Source organism: Hydrotalea sp. GW822-HT8A01 (genome assembly GCF_058798575.1).
On sequence record NZ_CM179506.1, the window covers coordinates 624,609 to 641,295 of the forward strand.

Sequence of the window (16,687 nt, forward strand, 5' to 3'; positions counted from 1 at the left end):
GTGGATGTGAAACACTGCGAATACAGGAAGCCCAAATCCTATTGAAACATTGCTGCAGCGCCTGCCAGAGATTCGGGAGTGCCCACATCTACCCAGCTATCGCCGGTATGGTCGAAGCACAGTATGGGATAATCGGGTGCCAGTTTCAAATACACATCTACCATGGAATATTTACCAGCACCAGGCAGGCGCTGCAATAAATTGGGATGCAGGATATGGATGCCACTGAAAGCTTTAGGATATAAAGGCGCATCCATCAATACCAGTTTTTCTTCTCCGGTTTTCCGGTTGCGCCAACCGCAAAGGCGGTTCCGTTGGTTAAATAAAAAATAGCGGGAAGAGGTACGCTGCATGACCGCCAGTGTGGCTGAGGCACCTAATGCAATATGCTGGGCCAGCATAACATATAGATCCAAATTGGTGAGTACATCCACATTCATCAACACCAATGCATCACAATCTCTAAAAAGGGTTCGGGCACGGTACAATCCGCCACCGGTTTCTAATACTTCACTGCTTTCATCTGAAACCATAATTGTACTGCCCCACCCCTGATTAGCCTCGATAGCAGCAATGATCTGATCGGCAAAATGGTGTACATTTACCACCACGTTGGTAATGCCAAATTGTTGCAGGTAGCAGATATTACGCTCTAACAAAGTTTTGCCATTTACCATAGCCAGTGCCTTGGGATGCTTAAGGGTAAAGGGTTGCAGGCGGGTACCAAGGCCGGCAGAGAGCAACATGGCTTTGATAACAGGATCTGGTGATGAGGTATTCATAACAATCAGTTAACGGTTATATATTAGAAGATTCAATAACAGGCGTAGTGACCCAGTTGGCACGGTTGGTATGGGTTAACTGTACTTTCAGATTGTACTTGTTGCGCAAATGGCGTGCCGTTTGTTCGGCGGCATAAACACTGCGGTGTTGTCCGCCGGTGCACCCAAAATTGATTTGCAGATGGTGGAAGCCGCGTTGCATGTATTCCTGAATGGTAATATCAATCACATCCCATACGCTGTTTAAAAATACATTCATCTGGGTTTGCTGTTCCAGAAAATCCTGTACCGGTTTATCCATGCCGCTAAGATGTTTGTAGGCATTGATGCGGCCGGGATTCAGAATACCCCGCATATCAAACACAAATCCACCTCCGTTATCGGTTGTATCCGCCGGGATCCCTTCGCGGTAACTGAAGCTGTTGATTTCAACCCGCAATGGCGTATGCTCATTGGCTTTGGGTATATGAAAACGTTTCAGTATGGGCGCATCAGTCATTAACCGCAGCAGGCGGTCCAGTTCCGGGGTAATAATACCCATCTGCCGGTGCTGCAGAAAGAATTGCAGGTTTTGCAGGGCCAGCGGAATACTGGCTAAGAAATGCGCCTTTCGTTCAAACAGGCCACGGAAGCCATAGGCGCCGAGTACCTGTAAGAGGCGGATGAGTACATAGCCATTGTACTGCCCTTCAAATACGGTTCGGTGCAGAGGTTGCGGCAAGAGCCTGTCAATACAATCCATATAATATTCCAGTAAACGATGCTTCCAGTCCTCGCTTAAATTGGCCCTGGCCTGCCACAATAAACTGGCCACATCATATTGCAGGGCGCCTTTCATTCCGCCTTGAAAATCGATACAATATACTGCACCTTCCAGCACCATGATATTGCGGCTCTGAAAATCGCGTACCATAAAATAACGGTGTTCCGTTTTTGTAAGGTAAGAGCCCAGTGCTTCAAAATCGTCCATCAGCGCCTGTTTATCATAGGGCAATTGGAGGGTGTCGAGAAAATAATATTTAAAGTACAGCAGATCACTCAGAATGGCCTGTTTGCCAAATTCTTTGGCCGTTAAGCAGGCTTCGTAAGGAAAATTCCTGTCCCCATTTATCTGCAGTTGAGCCAGCATGGCCAGACTTTTTTGAAATAGTGCAAATACCGCAGGAGTTGGTCCATCAGCCTCCAGCACATTCAGTAAGCTGATATTACCCAGATCATTCTGCAGGTACAGGGTATGTTCGGCATTCATGGCCAGAACGGCCGGTACGGGCAAATTGGCCTGCTGAAAGTGGACACTAAAGCGCTGAAAGGTCAGGTTTTCCTTTGTATTCAAATTATAAGTAGCAACCAACGACTGTTTGGGCAGGTGTACCCGGTAATAGTTGCGGTTACTGCCACTGGGCGGCAATTTCTCAATTCTTTCCGGTAACATACCGGTATATTGTTGGGTTAAATTGGCAATTTGTTCCGGAATCGTTTGCATAAGCCAAGGTTCAATGATTGGGGGATAAAAATAATTGAAATGATGGTTTTATTTATTATTTTTTAATAGATTAATTGAAACCTTCACAGTAATTTACAGTTTTACACTATTTCTGACCAAAACTAAAATGCATGAAGCTACTGAAACAACTTTTACTGCTAACGGGAATGGTATTGACTACCACCGTAATTTTTGCACAAAAACCGATTACCGGAAAAGTAACTGACGCCAAGGGGCAACCGCTGGAGAGTGTAACTGTACGGGTAAAAGGCACCCACACCACTACCAGCACCAATGCCCAGGGGGCATTTACCATTACTGCAGCGCCGGGAGCTACGCTGGAGATTAGCTCAGTAGGCTTTGAACCTCAAACCATTAAAGCGGGCACTACCGGTAATCTTAACATTGTATTGCAAGAATCTGTTGCCAATCTGGGCGATGTGGTGATGGTGGGAAGCCGCGGGGCCGGAAGAAGTAAAACCGAATCGCCCGTGCCGGTAGACGTGATTAAGCTGGGCACGGTGAACAATACCACGGCGAGGATGGACCTTACCTCGGCCCTGAATTATTTAGCCCCTTCTTTCAACTACAACAAACAGAGTGGCGGAGATGGCTCAGATGCGATTGACCTGGCAACTTTACGTGGACTGGGCCCTGACCAAACCCTGGTATTAATTAATGGCAAACGCCAACACCAAACAGCCTTTGTGTCTTTATTCGGCACGCGTGGCAGAGGGGCTTCGGGCACCGATTTGAATGCAATACCAGTTGATGCCATTGACCGGGTGGAAATATTACGCGATGGTGCTTCGGCCCAATATGGTTCAGATGCCATTGCCGGAGTAATTAATATTATCCTGAAAAAAGATGTGAACCACCTGAGCATCAACACCGGCTGGTCGGGCTACTACGACCACAAATACAACTCGCTCAACGGCTTCGACCCGAGCCAATACTACACCGGCCATCAGGTAGATGGTAATACCGTATCAGTTGGGTTGAACTATGGCTTACCGATTGGGAAAAATGGCGGCTTCATCAATTTTAGCGGCGATTTCCGTTCTGCCGGCAAAACTTTTCGGGAAGTACCTGATACGAATGTCATGACTAACCCGAAAGCCCTACCCATCAATACCATCCACCGGGCTTTTGGCGATGCTTCTGTTTTAGCTGCAGGGAGTATGTATAACATGGAAATTCCATTAGCAGGCACGCAAACTACCTTTTACAGTTTTGGAGGCTACAACTACAAAAACTCTAATGCCTACGCCTACACCCGTAACTTCTCTGCACACCCCGAACGATTCCCCACCGATGCCAATGGCAAACTGATTTTTGTACCCGGCATCATGAAAAAAACAGCAGACGGCTTAGAAACATATTATAACCCTATTGAAGATGTACATATTACTGACTACGAAGGCTCTGCCGGTTTTCGGGGCACTTTAGGCAAGGGGTGGAATTGGGATATCAGCAATACTATCGGTTATAATAACTTCCATTATTTCGGCCAAAAAACATTCAATGCTTCCTTAGATGCTGCCGGCGCCAACAAAACTAATTTTGATGATGGCGGGTTTAGCTTTTTACAGAATACCGTGAATGCGGGTGTGAACAAAAACATCAGCAAAGGATTTAATCTCGCATTTGGTACAGAATATCGCTATGAAAATTATAAAATTTATAAAGGTGAAGAAGCTTCTTATGCTTTATACGACCAAAGTAAAGCGCCCGGTGCGCAGGGCTTCCCCGGCTTTCAGCCCGACGACGAAATTAATGCAAACCGCTCCGTGATTGCTGGTTATGCAGATGCCTCCATAGATGTAACCAGTAGATGGTTAATTGATATGGCTGTACGTGCAGAAAATTATACAGATTTTGGCGGTGTGGCTACCTACAAATTTGCAACCCGTTATAAGGTAACCGACAACTTTAACCTGCGTGGTTCAGTAAGTACCGGTTTCCGCGCCCCTTCTTTACAACAAATTAACTTTAGTAATACTGAAACCAGCATTCTGGGTGGTCAGTTAGTAGCCGTGAAAATAGTTCCTAATTACAGTCCGGTTGCCCGCACTGCTGGTATACCACCACTTACACCTGAAAAATCAACCAATGCTAGTCTGGGTTTTACCTGGAAACCAGCCACCGGTTTAACCATTACCACCGATGGTTATTTAGTGCATATCAAAAACAGGGTAGTATTATCCGGACAATTCAGTGCATCTGACAATACTCTGCCCACAGCGCTTACCTCGGCATTAAACAGTCTGCATGTAGTAGCTGCACAATTCTTTTCAAATGCCGTTACCACTACCAATACCGGTTTAGATATTGTGATAGATTATAATAAACATATTGGTAAAAGTAATTTGCATGCCACATTAGCGGGCAACTTTAACAACATTAAAATTGATGCTTTGAATGTGCCCAATGTACTCAACACCAGTTACCTGCACCAGCAAACATTTTATAGCAGCCGTGAACAGTCTTTTCTGATGGCTTCGGCCCCAAAATCTAAATTCTCATTGGGATTAGATTATAGCCGCAATAAATTTGGAGCAGGCATACATTTTACCTATTTTGGACAGTTAACCACACAGGGATTTGGTTATTCCGGTTCTCCAAACCCCACCCCCAACGGACCAGGCGACCCGAATATCTCGGGTAGTGGCAATGGGTACGACCCTTATGTAACTACCGATAATGGTGCCACTTCTGTACCCGAAAACTTTTTGTTTCATGGTAAAGTAACCACCGATATTTATGCTTCGTACAAATTAGCCAAGTCGGTAACATTATTTGGCGGTATTGATAACTTATTCAATGTTCACCCTGATTTGTCGGCCGTGCCGAATGCACGTTATGCTTCTGCATACGACAGTGAATCCGGTGGACCTTTCGATGCTGTACAAATGGGATTTGATGGCATGCGGATGTTTGTTAAATTAGCATTTAACTTCTAAGCATTTTTTCCAACTACAACACAGCAGCCGCTTCCTTTGGGAGGCGGTTTTTTTTGGTGTGTTTGAAACTTAGTCTTGGACTGAGTATGTTGTAATTGCTCATTTTGTTTTTATCCTTGGATTTCTAGCGGTTGAAATTGCCAGTACCCAACTTAACTGTTTTCTGTTCCTGAAAATAGGTTGCAAAGGCAGACTGCACTCCTCCGGAGTGCGCCTTTCTATTCTGAAGTTTCCTGTTATCCAAACACTGCTCCTTTTGAGCAGGTTTAAACAGCGCCTTCATTTACCGTTGAACCAAATAGCTTTGTTTTGAAATGGGTGCCATACTATTACTTCAATATCCTACTGTTCTGGCGGTTTTTTTTTTGGAATTCCCGCAGTATTGCCACTACTGCTAACGTTACCCATTTTGTGTAGTTAAAATGAATGGTTGGTGTTATAACCTTTTGTGGAGATACTGTAGTAACTGAACCTAAAGACCAAATTCTACTGGCTCAACCTCATTCCTTGTTTTTCCCCGAAAAATAATAGACCGGAATACCTGCAGTGGTAATCAAAATACCCAGTAATGAATTGATGATGGGTGCCTGCCCTGAACGGTATTGCATAATATCTGTATATAGTGTAGCGGAAAGAAAAAAAGTTACAAATGCAACAAACAACAAGGGCACAAAAGGATATCCAAATACCCGGTACGGCCGGGGGGTGTCTTTCATTTTACTGCGCAGAATAAATACCCCCAGCGCACTCATCCCATAAAAAAACCAACTCACAAAAATGAGCATATCAGTAAGCATATCAAAAGAGCCACTCAATATCAGCATCACCGTCCATACTGCATTGGTAATCAATGCATTGCCAGGGGTATGGTACTTTGGCTGCATTTTGCCCGCCCAGGCAAACCATCGGTTTTCGGTGCCCATGGCATAGGTAACCCTTGCCGTTGCCAATACATTGGCATTGGTGGTGCTGATGATAGAGAAAATGACCATCAACGCAATCATACTGCCCCCCCATGTGTCCCATACCACCGTAGCAGCATCTGAAGCCACAAAAGCAGACAATGCCAACCGATGGATGGGCAAAACATAGAGATAGGCCAGGTTCACCAATGCATACACCACCATACAAAAAAACAGCCCTATTAACAGGCTTTTGGGAATATTGCGCTGGGGTTGTTGAATTTCGCCGGCCACAAAAGTGATATTGTTCCAACCATCATAAGCCCAGAAGGCACCTGCCAGTGCCGCCATATAAGCCCCCACCAAAGCCCATCCCGTTGGTGCACCGGGTAAATGCTCCTGCAAATGATGCCAATGCCCTTTTCCGGAGAATAAAATGCCACCAATTAATAGTACAATGGCTACTGATTTTAAAGCGGTTAATACACGTTGTATAGCACCCCCCTGCCGCACACTGCGGTAATTGACCCAGGTTAACACCAGCACCAGTGCAATGGTGAGTAGTTTAACACCAATATGGTTTAATGGATAAATGGTACCCACCAAGGGTATGGTAACATGCACAGCCTGTACGGTAGCAGCACTGCATTGGGGTAACGCAATAAAATAATTGGTGTATTGTGCAAATACATAAGCAATAGATGCATTGCCGGCAGTATTAAATACCGCAAAAGCCGCCCATCCATATACAAACGCAAAGGCATTCCCGTACATTTTCTGGAAAAAGATATATTGGCCGCCTGTTTCCGGAAACATGGCTGCTACTTCGGCATTACTCAAAGCCCCAAAAAGCGTGATGAGGCCTGCCACTACCCATACACTCAGTAATAACCATGGGTCACCCAATTGTCCTGCCATGAGTGCCGGTTTCATAAAAATACCGGAGCCAATTACTCCTCCTACCACAATGGCAACGGTGGTACGAAACCTCAAGGTACGTTGTAATTTAGCCATTCAATTGTTTAATTGTTGATAAAGTTGGGTTGCTGATTTAAAAAACAAAAAGCCCTATCCGTTAGTAGGTGTCAGACTTTGTGCCAGCAGCCGGTGAAAATGATGCGTACCCTGTTCGAGTAGAACAGAGTACCGGCCATGCTGATAAAAACGGGAGCGGATACCCTTTTGTACCAGTTGCACTACGGCTTCATCTTCCTGCTCCACCGTATCCAATCCACTGCCGGCACCGCTGCCTAATTTATCCGCATCGTATACATAAGTGATAAAGCGAACGGTAGTTTGATCGGGCGATTGGGGTTCAATGATATTCAGCGACAAACCCCAAGGATAAAAATTAAACATCATGTTTGGATATACCCAAAAATAATAGGCCGCAATTTGTTTGCCTACATCGGGCGCATTGGGCGGTATATCAAAACAAACATCACCCGCTTTGGCAATGCCAAGTTGCAGATTGCTCAGTGAAAATAATTCGGTGGTATAATCTTTAAAATTGAGGATGGCATTCAGTTGGGGGTGAACAAAAGGAATATGAAAACCTTCCAGATAATTTTCGCAATACAATGCCCAATGTGCCTGTACCTGATAGGTGGCCGATAAATCGGGCCGATACTCCATGTGTTGCAGCGGCAACCAGTTTACCCGTTGCATCATATCGCCGAAATAGGCGGTGGCGGGTAAGCCGGGCATTAACCGGGTAAACAACAGGTTGCCCCATTGAAACAGCGGTAATTCGGGCAGGTGGTTGTTTTCGGGAATAAAGTTTTGCACCCCTTCAAATTCGGGCATGGAGATAAAGCGTCCATCCAGTTGAAATAACCTGCCGTGATAATTGCAACGCAAGTGCTTGGCATTACACGGTGTTTGGGCAATGATGTTGCCCCGATGGTTACATACATTGCTGAGGCAATGGTATTGGTTTTGTTGATCGCGAGTCAATACCAGTGGCTCCTCCAGATATTCCGGCAGCAATGTAAAAGGGTATACCGTTGTATTGGCATCGAGGCGGCCGGTATCGCCTATCCACTGCCAGGAAGGGGCAAAGATGCTATCTTTCGATGCTTCAAAATAATATGGATCAAGGTAAAAATCGGTAGCGATGGTTCTGGCCACTGCAATATCAGGATGAACAAATAGACTGCTCATGGTTCAATATTTCTTTAAAAATAGGAAATTGAGCGGAAACCTGAGGTTGGGATTTGGGGGTGGAGAATGTTAACTTAGCTGTGTAAACATTCTCCTTTTCTTCTTACCGAACTCTTGCTATCATCCCTTACCCGCTGAGGCCTTTCAAAAAACATCTAACTGCTTAGCAATCATATTTCTATTACAGGCCATTAGCAATTGCTTCTCTCGGGTACCTCTACCCCAAAATCAATTTTTCAAAAGTAAAAAAACATTTCACCGGTTAATTAATTCAGCATTGAGGAAATGCTATGCGCAATGGGCAATATATTTAATAAATATTTTATTTAAATACATAAAAATACGTTTATACATATAAAACTAAGTCCATATTTTAGTGGCTGTGTTGTATGTGTAAGCTCTTCCACATCCACTCGGTTGGATTTACCTGATACACACACTCGTTGAGCCGAAGTTGGTGTATGCAGGGCATAGCCAAGGAGTTGCCGGCTGCAGATCCGAGAAAAAAAATGTTGCAACGGGCTGCCATTGCTCACCTAAATGCCAGTTTGCCCCATATTGCATCCAGGCAGTTTTGGAGGCAAGCATTGGCTGGCCAGTTTTGCAGTTTATGCACTATTACAGTAGGGTTGCTTCAGAACTGATGGCAGCATTCAATACTTTAGAAACGGGGCAATTGGCTTCTGCATCTTTTACTGCTGCATCGAATTGATCTTTAGAAATGCCCGGAACTTTTGCCTTAACTATTAAATGCGAATGGGTAATACCGGCATCACCCAAAGTAATTTCGCATTTGGTTTCTAAATGTTCAGGTGTGAAACCTGCTGCACCTAACACAAAACTTAATTTCATGGTAAAACATCCGGCATGTGCGGCTGCTATTAACTCCTCGGGGTTAGTGCCTACACCTTCCGCAAAACGTGAATTATAAGAATATTGGGTTTGCTGCAGCGTAGTGCTTTGTGTGGTAAGATGGCCTTTGCCTTCTTTACCTGAGCCGGTCCATATGGCAGTTGCATTTCTAATCATAATGGTATTATTTGTTGAACAGGCAAGATACAAAATGTAGAAGCCTTTATCTTTGATGCCATCAATAATTCCCTATTTCGTGAATGTAACAGAAATCTGGCACCAACTGATAACAGGTATTCAACAAACTTCTTTCTTAGAATTTACGGGTACTATTTGCGGTATTGCCAGTGTGTTTTTCTCCCGAAGGGAAAATATATTGGTATATCCGGTTGGGATGGTGAGTACCATTATTTACATTTACTTGTATCTGGTACATGGTTTATACGCCGATGCCTCCGTTAATTTTTATTACACGGTGATGAGCATTGTTGGTTGGATAATGTGGTCTAAAAAAAAGAATCACCAAACCGTTTTGCACATTTCTTATAATTCAAAAAAAGAACAATGGATTAGTGTAGCGTTCTTTGCGGTTTGCTGGGTAGTATTGTTTTTAGTATTGCATCATTTTACCGATAGTACAGTACCGCAAGCCGATGCCTTTACCTCTGCTGCAGCTTTTACCGGTATGTATTTAATGAATAAAAAGAAAGTAGAAAACTGGTGGTGGTGGATTATTACCAATGTTGCCTCCATTCCCTTGAATTTTTATAAAGGATTGGTGTTTACCAGTTTTCAATACCTTGTTTTATTAATTTTGGCCATCATGGGTTTAACGAGTTGGATAGCCAAAGCAAAACAAACCCGTTTATAATAATATGTTGCCTTATTGCTCTTTTATTGATTCCGGCGATGAAAATGCCAATGGTTATGCTTTGCATAAATACTATCATGATCATTTGTATGGATTTCCGATTGATAGTGATGATGAATTATTTTGCCGGTTGGTTTTAGAAATTAATCAGGCGGGTTTAAGCTGGACGACCATTTTAAAGAAAGAGGTAGCGTTTAGAGCAGCCTACCATCAATTTAATATTGCAAAAGTGGCTGCTTATGGGCAAAAAGATAAAGAACGCTTGTTACAAAATGCCGGTATAATCAGAAATCGCTTAAAAATTGAGGCTGCCATTTACAATGCACAGGTCATATTGACGCTTCAGGAAGCTTTTGGATCTTTTAAACAATGGATAGAACATCATCACTCAAAAACAAAACAGGAGTGGGTGTTGTTGTTTAAAAATACATTTCGGTTTACCGGCGGTGAAATTGTGAATGAGTTTTTAATGAGTACGGGCTATTTACCAGGCGCACACGATGCAGATTGTATTATTTATAAAAAATTAATGAAAAGCAAACCGGCTTGGAGCAGAAAAACATAAAAAAAATAGTAGTGATAGGCCCGGAAAGCACCGGAAAAACAACACTATGCCAAAATTTGGCACATCATTTTAATACCCTTTGGGTTCCCGAATTTGCACGGGAATATTTAGAGGTGCATGGAAAGGAATATACCTTGGATGATTTGGAAAAAATTGCAGCCGGACAATTAGCACTGGAAGATGAAATTACCTTGAAACTTCAAACACAGTTACCGAAAGCATCTTGCCTATTGATAGATACCGATATGTATGTTATGAAAGTGTGGAGCGAATATGTATTTGGGCAATGCAGCCCGTTTATTTTAGAAGCCATAGCGGAACGCAGCTACGATTTGTACTTATTGTGCGATGTAGATGTGCCCTGGGTGAAAGATGATTTGAGGGAATATCCCGATGAGGGACCGAGGATAGAATTATTTGCTATTTATAAAGATATTTTAATACATCAACAAACCCCCTGGCAAATTATTTCGGGTAGTTATGCAGAGCGCACCGAAAAAGCCATTCAGGCAGTGAGATCAATATTATGAATTTGTGGTATGTATAAACGGAATGTCATTGCTGTTACTGTATAATTTTTTGAATATCCGCATCATCTTCAATATTCCGCATTTGCTGTACAATTTGCGGATAACGCCAGGCCACCCTGGTACTCATGGGCACTACCGTAAATTTTTTTGGATTGGGCAGACAGGCAATAATCATGGCGGCTTCGGTTCGGGTTAAATTTTTGGCAGGTTTATGAAAATATTGTTGTGCGGCAGCTTCAATACCAAAAATACCGGGCCCCATTTCAATGGTATTTAAATACACATCTAAAATGCGTTGTTTACCCCAAATTTTTTCAATTAAAAAAGTAAAATAAAACTCTAACCCTTTGCGCAGGTATTTAGAAAAGCCACTGCCCTGCCATAAAAAAACGTTTTTTGCCGTTTGTTGCGAAATGGTACTGGCAGCACCACCGAGCGGTATGCGGGTTTTCTTTTTCTTTTTTGGGTGCAGGCTTTTTTGAATGGCATCCCAGTCAAAGCCATTGTGGTCGGCAAACGACTGATCTTCGCTGGCAATTGCCGCCAGCTTTGCATTGTAAGAAATATTGTTCCAGGAAATATAATCTCTTTTCAATCCATAACTAAACACATTGCCCAACTGCGTAAGGGTAATGGGGGGCATGATCCATTTGCACGCAATTACATACAGCAGGGAAGAAAGAAATAAAAACAATACTACCCTTGTGGTCCATTTCCAACATTTGGATATCAACTTGTTTGCCGCCATGCTGGCAAGATACTATTTTGCCGGTGGCAGATGAATATATTCCAGCGTAAATTTTTTTCCGATTTTGTAACCCGGGGGATGTTTGTTTTTAAAAGGTTTAATGTATTGTGTGGCAAAATTAATGGCTAATGCTGAAGCAAACTGCGCCAGATAAATGGTAGGGACAGGAATGTTGAATTGGTTAACAACAGCAATGCCGCCAATAATAAATCCGGCTTTAAAAACAAGGTTGCCAATATCGGCCCCTGTCATTCTTTTGGCGGGAATTATGGCAATATCTTTTACTGCTATGGTAATAAAACCCATAAAAATACTATCTATGGTACTGCCAAACATGGTTGGTTTTAAACCCATGTAACCAAGGTGGATAATGATGCTGTCATCCCTGCAAAAAAACACAAAGCCCGAGTAGGTATTTTGGTTTTTGGTATAAACGGTGATGGGCTTGTCGTTGTAAAACCGATCAATGGTGTAGCCGTTTTTTTTCAATAATACAAAATCGTTTTGGCTAAACGATGGTAGGGTATTGATGCAAAAAATGAAGAGTAAAATATATTTCATCGAAGTAAATTAAGTTGCAAATTTTTATGATACAACTAAATTTTGGTTAAAAGCGATTGCTAAATTCCAAAGTACCCCAAATTAATGCCAGACCAAAGCCTATTAAAATTAAACCGGATATTTTATTGATGAGATGAATATTGTGTGGGGTTAATTTTTGGCGAAGTTTTCCTGCTAATAATACTTTGGCTATATCTGTACTTAGTACAAACAATAAGCAGGTACTAAACATAATGATACGGTAACCGCGGGAAAGGTCAACTACCGAAGTGGCTATCACCAACCAAAAACCAATTACGCCGGGATTCAGGGTATTCATAAAATATCCTGAGAAAAAAGTTTTAACATAGTCGCGTTTACTCATGGCAATCATCTGGCTGCCATCTTCATTTATTTTTACTTTTTTGAAGAAAAGAACAAAAATGCCAATGGCAATTAAAAGCATGCTGCCACCAATGCCAATTTCTTTTTTAAAATCGAGCAGGTACCGAAACAATTCTGTAAACAACTGGCTAATCAGCACAAGGGTAATATCGCTGGCACTTACGCCGGCAACGAAAGTAAAACCGCCTTTATGACCATTGTTAATGCTTTGTTTAATGATGGAAAAAATAACCGGGCCAACCGATATAGCCAGCATAATTCCCAAAACCAGTCCTTTTAAAAACGGTGCAATCATATCATAAAACTGGCTACTAAGATAATTCTTATTTACTGTGGGCCATTTGCTGTTGCATATATTCCTGCCATTCTTTTAACATATTGCCCTTTAAAACCCTTGGAAATTTGTGTTGTCCGCCCATTTTGCCTTTTTGTTGCATAAAATCAAGAAACTGTTGTTCACTTAACACATCCACAAAAACTTCTTTTAAAGCACTTCTTCGCTCAACAGCATAATCATCGTTTAATGTTTTCAGGTTCTCATCTATACAGCGTTTCAATTCATTTGCATCTACAGGTTCGTTACACGCTATGTACCAATGGTGCGCAAAAAAACTTTGGTAAGGAATGCCGGCTACGGTAAATTCAGGAATACAAATATTTAATTGTTCGCCTGCCAGTTGAATGGCTTTATTCATATTATCTACACTCAGGTGTTCGCCAACTAAGCTTAAAAAATGTTTGGTGCGGCCGGTAATAATAATTTCGCAGCGTTTTTTATCAACAAATTTCACGGTATCACCAATCAGGTAACGCCATGTGCCGGCACTGGTGCTAATGAGCAGCGCATATTCTTTCCCTTCCTCTACTTCATGAATCATGAGGGTTTCCGGGTTTTGAATCATGTCGCCATTACTATCAAAATTTTGTTCGTTAAAAGGCACAAACTCCAGAAAAATATGTTCATTGGTAACCAAACGCATGCCTTTAGCATATTGCCGATCCTGATATGCAATAAATCCCTCACTGGCCAAATAAGTTTCAATGTAAGTAATGGGTTTGCCCAACAATTTTTCGAAGCCTTTTTTGTAAGGTTCAAAACTTACACCGCCATGTACAAAAAATGCAAGATTGGGCCACATTTCATGAATGTTGTTGAGTTGATATTTTTTAATAATCATCTCAATGCACATTTGTATCCATGCAGGTACGCCTACAATAAAACCAATATCCCATTCCGGGGCTTTTTCTACTATTTCTTCTAATTTTTTATTCCAGTCGCGTTCTTTTGCAATTTTTTTACCCGGTTTATAAAAAGGTTGAAACCAAAGGGGTAACTTTTTTGTGGTAATTCCACTTAAATCGCCGGCATAATAACCCAGGTTTTTTTGCAGATCGGTACTGCCACCTAAGGTTAACCAGCCTTTTCCAATAGAACTAAAAGGAATGTTTTCGTAATTACGCAGGGTAAGTAATTGTTTAACCATCACCATTTTATTTCCCGCTAACAAATCGTTGGTAATGGGAATGTATTTGCTGGCAGCTTCTGATGTGCCGGAAGAAAGGGCATAATATTTTATTTTTCCGGGCCAGCAAACATCGGGTATGCCATCTAAAGTTTTGTGCCACCAATCGCGGTAAATGCTGCTATAATTAAAGGTGGGTACCTGTTGTCGGAATTTTTTGGCAGGGTTTTTACAAAGCAATATTTCATCGAACCGGTAAAACTGGCCAAACTCGGTAAAACGAGCCCTTCGTAATAATTTTTTTAAAACGCGAATTTGTTGGCGCTCCGGACTATTGCTGGGAAGGCGCAAAGCTTTTGCAACAGATTTAGGCAAGTGTATATCAATGATAGCCATTAATGGGGATATAATTTATTGATTCATAAATACATATATACAACCCATTCCAATTGGGTTCGTATGCTGTAAGTTAAGTATTTTTGAACAGTGCATTCAGGTGCTGAAACATAAAGATAATATCATTTGGCCATTCATATTGCTGGGCATAGACTTCATCTGTTTTTTGTATCAGGGTTAATGGCAAAGTTAGGGATTGACTGTTATTTCTGCCAAGTGTATTTATTACACCGGGTTTAAGCAGCGGCAGGCTGTTTGGTGTAGAGGCATATCCAATCCAGGTTTTTTTACCGATGAATACCAGCCATGCATTATGCAGTAAACTCAGACCCTGAGCACCTTTTAGTAAAATTAATATGCTGATACAAAAACAAGAAAAGGCAAACATAATATCCATACCTCGCTTCATTCTTTTTTGAGCGGGGAGGGCAATGTTATATTTTTTTTCAGATAAAAAAACAGCGCCTTTTTCTTTCCTGGTATCGCTGCCAATCATGGCATTGGCGCTTTTGTTGAAAAAGCGAAAGTAAAACCGCCCCGGCATGCTTTGCATCTGTTGCAGAATTAATTGAATGGGCAACCCATGACCCCAGCCAAAAATGAGGGTAGCTGCAGGCAGATATGCCCAGTCAGCTGCATCAGAACTTGCTATTTCCTGTGGTGTAAAAATTGCCAAAACGGAAGGGTGATGGGTAGATGAATTTAAAAATTGCTGTAAAGCGGGTTTTGTATCCGGCGAACAGAGGGCAATAGCCGAATTGCTTATTGAACCGGTCACCGAAATCCATTTGAGTTCTTGCAACAGCCTTCGGAACAAAAGAATAAATAATAAACCAATAAAACCTGACAGCACCACTACGCCTCTTGAAAAACGAATCTGCTCGGGCAATAAGGCATACAATGCTAAAAGTATCAGTATTGCCAATACCCCCGAACTTAAAGTTTGTGCAGGTTTATAAACGCCATCATACAACCCACCCATCCATAAAATACCTGCAAAAACAAATGCATACAATATTACAGCATAAGGCACAAAAAATGTGTGAAAGGGGATACCGTTATGAAAGGCATTTTTCCAAAAATAGAGGGCAGTAATATTGGCTGCTATCAACAATATAATATCAAAAAATACTATAGTATATTGGCGCAATTGTTTTACAATGATTGAGAAAATAGCGCTGCCAATAATTGCTATTTGCAGCAATACTGCCATCAATACCGCACGACTACCCCTATAATGCTTTTTTACAAATACTTGCATGGCTCCATAAAATTGCTGCACATGCTGCAGATAATCAGTTGGTTTGCTTTCGCCTTTAAAATGCAGAATGGTAACTTTTCCAAAATAATAATTATGAAATCCTACCTGTTCAATTCTATAACTTAAATCAATATCTTCCCCATACATAAAAAATTGTTCATCAAAACCACCGGTTGTGTCTAATACTTTTTTTGGAATGAACATGCAGGCACCCGATAAAACCGGTACGCGATGCAGTTCATTTTCCGGAAGATGGCCAAGTGCATAATAGTTAAAAAAGGACGATTTTGGGAAAATGGCTGCCAGACCACACAACTTAAACAGGGCATAGAGGGGCGATGGAAATGAACGTTTGCTTTCGGGTAAAAAATAACCGGCGCCATCAATCATTTTTACGCCTACAGCCCCGCAATTCGTTTGGCGTGATACAAAAGTCAATATTTCTTTAAAAAAATTTTCCGGCAACAAAGTATCAGGATTCAAAAAAAGGATAAATTCTCCGGAAGCTGCTGCCAGGCCTTTGTTATTGGCCTTGGCAAATCCTTCATTTTCGGTATTCGCCATCCAGTGTACATGCGGAATCTGTGGTTGTAGATCGGCAACCGTATCATCGGTTGAAGCATTGTCCACCACAATAATTTCTCCTTCAATACCCTGCAAAGCATTGTGAACAGAAAGCAGGCATTGTGCTAAAAAATAACGAACATTATAACTAACTATAATAACAGAGATGGTCATATATCAGCTAAACAGGATACACCCG

General features: G+C 41.9%; 15 protein-coding genes. 5 read left to right on the top strand and 10 right to left on the bottom strand.

Features of this window, described 5'->3' with window-relative positions; all coding sequences use genetic code 11:
* Nucleotides 1-38: 38 nt before the first annotated feature.
* Both AC3QLY_RS02770 and AC3QLY_RS02775 read right to left on the bottom strand, forming a co-directional pair.
* A complete protein-coding gene (locus tag AC3QLY_RS02770) occupies nt 39-782 on the bottom strand; it encodes a sugar phosphate nucleotidyltransferase (protein ID WP_218331114.1) in 744 nt (247 codons plus the stop codon).
* Between the two features lie 16 nt (nt 783-798).
* Entirely contained in the window at nt 799-2,265 is a 1,467-nt protein-coding gene (locus AC3QLY_RS02775) for a RapZ C-terminal domain-containing protein (RefSeq protein ID WP_492990532.1), read from the bottom strand.
* Nucleotides 2,266-2,396: 131 nt separating this feature from the next.
* Here AC3QLY_RS02775 and AC3QLY_RS02780 point away from each other — a divergent pair, with 131 nt between their 5' ends.
* Nucleotides 2,397-5,228, top strand: a complete 2,832-nt coding sequence (locus AC3QLY_RS02780) for a TonB-dependent receptor (RefSeq protein ID WP_492990534.1) — start codon at nt 2,397-2,399, stop codon at nt 5,226-5,228.
* A 500-nt stretch (nt 5,229-5,728) separates the two neighbouring features.
* Here the strand turns inward: AC3QLY_RS02780 and AC3QLY_RS02785 are convergent, their stop codons facing one another.
* Nucleotides 5,729-7,144: an APC family permease gene (locus tag AC3QLY_RS02785; protein ID WP_218331117.1), complete on the bottom strand. Its 1,416-nt coding sequence runs from the start codon at nt 7,142-7,144 to the stop codon at nt 5,729-5,731.
* A gap of 54 nt (nt 7,145-7,198) precedes the next feature.
* Nucleotides 7,199-8,293, bottom strand: a complete 1,095-nt coding sequence (locus AC3QLY_RS02790) for an aromatic ring-hydroxylating oxygenase subunit alpha (RefSeq protein WP_218331118.1) — start codon at nt 8,291-8,293, stop codon at nt 7,199-7,201.
* Nucleotides 8,294-8,736: 443 nt separating this feature from the next.
* Here AC3QLY_RS02790 and AC3QLY_RS02795 point away from each other — a divergent pair, with 443 nt between their 5' ends.
* Nucleotides 8,737-8,937, top strand: coding sequence for a DUF2891 family protein (locus tag AC3QLY_RS02795; RefSeq protein ID WP_353744836.1), 201 nt, complete (start codon nt 8,737-8,739; stop codon nt 8,935-8,937).
* On the opposite strand, the gene AC3QLY_RS02800 is transcribed toward AC3QLY_RS02795, so the two are convergent.
* A complete protein-coding gene (locus AC3QLY_RS02800) occupies nt 8,912-9,322 on the bottom strand; it encodes an OsmC family peroxiredoxin (protein WP_074421214.1) in 411 nt (136 codons plus the stop codon). The two genes, AC3QLY_RS02795 and AC3QLY_RS02800, sit on opposite strands and share 26 nt — an antisense overlap.
* Before the next feature lie 55 nt (nt 9,323-9,377).
* On the opposite strand from AC3QLY_RS02800, the gene pnuC reads away from it, so the two are divergent.
* Genes pnuC through AC3QLY_RS02815 form a run of 3 tightly spaced genes read left to right on the top strand, consistent with a single transcriptional unit; the run spans nt 9,378 to nt 11,111 of the window.
* Nucleotides 9,378-10,016 (top strand): nicotinamide riboside transporter PnuC, encoded by a 639-nt coding sequence (pnuC, locus tag AC3QLY_RS02805; protein WP_081301432.1) that lies wholly within the window; start codon nt 9,378-9,380, stop codon nt 10,014-10,016.
* 4 nt (nt 10,017-10,020) lie between these two features.
* Nucleotides 10,021-10,581 carry a DNA-3-methyladenine glycosylase I gene (locus tag AC3QLY_RS02810; protein WP_074421216.1) on the top strand — a complete coding sequence of 187 codons (561 nt, stop codon included), beginning with the start codon at nt 10,021-10,023 and terminating at the stop codon, nt 10,579-10,581.
* Complete coding sequence (locus AC3QLY_RS02815) at nt 10,563-11,111, top strand: AAA family ATPase (RefSeq protein WP_287101010.1); 549 nt, start codon at nt 10,563-10,565, stop codon at nt 11,109-11,111. The genes AC3QLY_RS02810 and AC3QLY_RS02815 overlap by 19 nt, the downstream gene beginning before the upstream one ends.
* Nucleotides 11,112-11,145: 34 nt before the next feature.
* Here AC3QLY_RS02815 and mtgA read toward each other — a convergent pair whose 3' ends face one another.
* The 5 genes from mtgA to AC3QLY_RS02840 form a co-directional block, all read right to left on the bottom strand.
* Complete coding sequence (gene mtgA / locus AC3QLY_RS02820) at nt 11,146-11,859, bottom strand: monofunctional biosynthetic peptidoglycan transglycosylase (RefSeq protein WP_074421217.1); 714 nt, start codon at nt 11,857-11,859, stop codon at nt 11,146-11,148.
* A 12-nt stretch (nt 11,860-11,871) separates the two neighbouring features.
* Nucleotides 11,872-12,420 (bottom strand): hypothetical protein, encoded by a 549-nt coding sequence (locus tag AC3QLY_RS02825; RefSeq protein WP_074421218.1) that lies wholly within the window; start codon nt 12,418-12,420, stop codon nt 11,872-11,874.
* A gap of 46 nt (nt 12,421-12,466) precedes the next feature.
* On the bottom strand, nt 12,467-13,099 hold the full coding sequence (locus tag AC3QLY_RS02830) for a LysE family translocator (protein WP_074421219.1): 633 nt from the start codon (nt 13,097-13,099) through the stop codon (nt 12,467-12,469).
* Between the two features lie 28 nt (nt 13,100-13,127).
* A complete protein-coding gene (locus AC3QLY_RS02835; RefSeq protein ID WP_074421220.1) occupies nt 13,128-14,663 on the bottom strand; it encodes a GH3 family acyl-acid amido synthetase in 1,536 nt (511 codons plus the stop codon).
* Between the two features lie 73 nt (nt 14,664-14,736).
* Nucleotides 14,737-16,662, bottom strand: coding sequence for a glycosyltransferase family 2 protein (locus tag AC3QLY_RS02840; protein ID WP_218331122.1), 1,926 nt, complete (start codon nt 16,660-16,662; stop codon nt 14,737-14,739).
* Nucleotides 16,663-16,687 lie beyond the last annotated feature (25 nt).